Genomic DNA, 3,594 nt, shown 5'->3' on the forward strand with positions numbered 1-3,594 from the left:
GGCCCAGGCCAACCGCGCGGTGCTGGAGGCCCAGAAGGGCGAGGCGGAGCGCCAGCTCGGCGAGCTGCGCGTCGCCCGCGCCCAGGCCCAGCGCGACCTCGACGCCGCCGTCATCCGCGCGCCGTTCGACGGCGTGGTGGGCAACCGCTCGGTGCAGGCGGGCGACTACGTGACGCCCGGCAAGCGCCTGCTCGCCGTGATCCCGCTCGACCGCGTCTATGTGGACGCGAACTTCAAGGAGACCCAGCTCGGCGACATCGCCGTCGGCCAGCGGGTGACGCTCGCCGTCGACGCCTATCCCGAACACGACGCCCATGGCGTGGTGGACAGTCTGGCGCCCGCCTCCGGCGCGGTGTTCAGCCTGCTCCCGCCTGAAAACGCCACGGGCAACTTCACCAAGATCGTCCAGCGCGTGCCCGTGCGCGTCCGCATCGATCCCGACGACGTGCGCAAGGGCCGGCTGCGGCCGGGCCTGTCCGTCGTCGCGACGGTGGACATCCGCACCACGCCCGAGACACCCGAGATCAGCGCTTCCGCCCCCGCGAAGCGCTGACCGGCCCCCGCGTCCGGAACCGGACCCATGAGCGACGACGCCGTCCCCCCCGGCGACGACAGGCGAGCCGACACGAACCGCGTCCCCCGCGAGTCGGCCCGCCCCACGCTTTCGGCTCCGGACGCGGGACCAGCCCTTGAACCCGAGGTCACGCCGCGTCGCCTGATCGGCTTCTTCGCGCTGATCTTCGGCATGTTCATGGCCATCCTCGACATCCAGATCGTGTCGTCGTCGCTGGCCGAGATCCAGGCGGGGCTGTCCGCGAGCCCGGACGAGATCTCCTGGGTCCAGACCAGCTACCTCATCGCCGAAGTCATCATGATCCCGCTGTCCGGCTATCTCGGCCGGGCGCTGTCGACGCGGGTGCTGTTCTCGCTGTCGGCGGCGGGCTTCACGCTGGCGAGCGCGCTCTGCGCCACCGCCACCACCCTGCCGGAGATGATCGTCTACCGCGCGCTGCAGGGCTTCATCGGCGGCGGCATGATCCCGACCGCCTTCGCGGCGGCCTACGCCATCTTCCCGAAGCGCATGCAGCCCATGATCATGGCGCTGGTGGGCCTGACCGTGACGCTCGCGCCCACCATCGGGCCGACGGTCGGCGGCTACATCACCCAGCTGATGTCGTGGCACTGGCTGTTTCTGGTGAACGTGGTGCCGGGCGTCATCGCCACCGCCATCGCCTGGACCATGGTGGATTTCGACCGGCCGGACCACAGCCTGCTGCGCCGGCTGGACTATGTGGCGCTGGTGGCGCTGGCGGCCTTCCTCGGCGGCCTCGAATACGTGCTGGAGGAAGGCGCCCGCGACGACTGGTTCCAGGACGCGGCCATCCGCTGGCTGAGCGTGGTGTCGCTCGTCGGCGGCGTCGCCTTCTTCTGGCGCTGCTTCACGGTGGAGGAGCCGCTGGTCGATCTCGGGGCCTATCGCGACCGAAACTTCGCGGTCGGCTCGGCGCTCACCTTCGTGCTCGGCGTCGGGCTCTACGGCCTGACCTATCTCTATCCCGTGTTCCTCGGCCGGGTGCGGGGCTACGATTCGCTGCAGATCGGCGAGACGGTGTTCGTCACGGGCCTGTTCATGTTCGTGGCCGCGCCGCCGGTCGGCATCCTGTCCCGCAAGATCGATCCACGCTGGCTGATCGGGCTCGGCTTCTGCGGCTTCGCGCTGTCCTGCCTCGAACTGACATGGCTGACCAAGGACTGGGCCTTCGGCGAGCTGTTCTGGCCGCAGGCGCTGCGCGGCGTGTCGCTGATGATGTGCATGGCGCCCATCAACCTGCTGGCGCTCGGCACCCTGCCGCCGGACAAGCTGAAGAACGCCAGCGGCCTGTTCAACCTGATGCGCAATCTCGGCGGCGCCTTCGGGCTCGCCTTCATCAACACCTTCCTGAACGACCGCCAGGACCTGCACATGGCGCGGCTCAGGGAGAGCGTGGTCTGGGGCCGGCAGGCGGCGGAGGAGACCATGACGTCCATGACGCAGGCCTTCTCCGCCCGGCTCGGCTCCGACGCGGAGCTCGCGGCGGTGAAGCAGATGGCGCTGATGGTGCGCCGGGAGGGGCTGGTGCTCGCCTTCTCCGACCTGTTCCTGGCGCTCGGCCTGCTGTTCGCGGCGCTCGTGGTCCTCACGCCGCTGCTGAGGCGCCCCGCCGCGGGCGGCGGGGAGGCGCCGGGGCACTGACCCGAGCCGTTCAGCTCCAGGCGTGCAGCGGCGGGGCGACGCCGTTCAGCGCGTGGTTGCCGACGATGGCGTATTTCCAGCGCACCGGATCGTGCAGGGTGTGGGTGCGGGCGTTGCGCCACAGCCGGTCGAGATTGTGCTCGGCCAGCGTCGAGCGGGTCCCGGCGAGTTCGAACAGCCGGTTGGCGGCGAGCAGCGCGATCTCGGTCGAGAGCACCTTGGCCTCCGCCGTGGCGATCTGCGCCTCCGCCACCGTCTCGGCCGTCGGGTCCGCGACCGCCCGGTCGATGGCGTGGCCCGCGCGCTCCTGCAGCGCCTGCGCCGCGTGAAGCCTGATCTGCAGGTCGCCGACCGAATGGATCACGTAAGGATCGTCCGAGGCCCTCTCCTGTCCGCTGTCCACCCAGGCGCGGGATTTGGAGCGGATGAAGCGGATGGTCTCGTCGAGCGTGTCGCGGGCGATCCCGACGTCGACCGCGACCTGGATGATCTGGAAGATCGCGCCGTCGGCGGTCGGGCGGTCGTAGCCCTTGTAGCCGGGGACCAGATGGGTCTTCGGCACGCGCACCTTGTCGAGCACGACCGTGCCGGACAGCGTGCCGCGCTGGCCGAAGGCGGACCAGTCGTCGATCACGGTCAGGCCGGGCGCGCTGCGGTCGGCGATCGCGTACCAGGCGCGGCCCTCGCCATCGAGCGCCACGATCGGCACGTAATGGGCGAGCAGGGCGCCGGTGGCGTAGAACTTCCGGCCCGTGACGAGGACGTGGTCGCCCTCGTCGGTGAAGGTGGTCTCGAACTCCGCCGCGCGCTTCGAGTGATACTCCGAGAAGGCGTTGCCGAAGCGGGCGCCTTTCAGAATCTCGCCGAACAGCAGTTTCTGTTGCGCCTCGTCGGAGACGGTGCGGATCGCGGCCACCACGCCGAGATGGTTCTGGGCGATCTGGCCGATGGAGGAATCCGCCGCCGAGACGATCTCGATCACCTTGGCGAGCGTCGCGTAGGAGACCTCCGGTCCGCCGAAGGCTTTCGGCACGTTGATGGACCACAGCCCGCTCTGGGAGAACAGGTCGAGTTCGGCCAGCGGCCAGACCCGGTTGCGGTCGCGTTCGCTTGCCCCCGGCGCGATCTCGGCGGCGACGCGCCCGGCGACCTCAAGCGCCTCGGCGTCGTCGCGGATCACGTGGGCGGGGGAGGCGGGCCGCTTCGGGCCGGGCACGCTCTTGGGCTCGGCGCCCACGACGGAGAGTTTGGCTTGGCCGCTCATGGACGGGCCTCCTCAGGCTGCGGCGGAGACGGGGCGGCGGGCGGCCTCGAGCTCGCGGACGAGCGGGATGACCTCCCGTCCGAAGAACTCGACCTCC

General features: G+C 70.4%; 3 protein-coding genes. 2 read left to right on the forward strand and 1 reads right to left on the reverse strand.

Translation table 11 applies throughout. The features are described from left to right. Together ACFQ4O_RS16125 and ACFQ4O_RS16130 are read left to right on the forward strand one after the other, a co-directional pair. Positions 1–553 (forward strand): HlyD family efflux transporter periplasmic adaptor subunit (locus ACFQ4O_RS16125; RefSeq protein ID WP_378777161.1); only part of this gene is annotated, 553 nt, incomplete at its 5' end. Between the two features lie 27 nt (positions 554–580). After that, complete coding sequence (locus tag ACFQ4O_RS16130; RefSeq protein ID WP_378777163.1) at positions 581–2,233, forward strand: DHA2 family efflux MFS transporter permease subunit; 1,653 nt, start codon at positions 581–583, stop codon at positions 2,231–2,233. 10 nt (positions 2,234–2,243) lie between these two features. Here ACFQ4O_RS16130 and ACFQ4O_RS16135 read toward each other — a convergent pair whose 3' ends face one another. After that, positions 2,244–3,497, reverse strand: coding sequence for an SfnB family sulfur acquisition oxidoreductase (locus ACFQ4O_RS16135; protein ID WP_378777165.1), 1,254 nt, complete (start codon positions 3,495–3,497; stop codon positions 2,244–2,246). Positions 3,498–3,594: the final 97 nt, after the last annotated feature.

This window comes from Methylopila musalis (genome assembly GCF_042679725.1).
Lineage (GTDB): Bacteria > Pseudomonadota > Alphaproteobacteria > Rhizobiales > Methylopilaceae > Methylopila > Methylopila musalis.

Excerpts from the sequence above, each read along its gene's own strand:
- ACFQ4O_RS16130 (WP_378777163.1), top strand. The coding sequence starts at position 581 with ATGAGCGACGACGCCGTCCCCCCCGGCGACGACAGGCGAGCCGACACG.
- ACFQ4O_RS16135 (WP_378777165.1), bottom strand. The coding sequence starts at position 3,497 with ATGAGCGGCCAAGCCAAACTCTCCGTCGTGGGCGCCGAGCCCAAGAGC.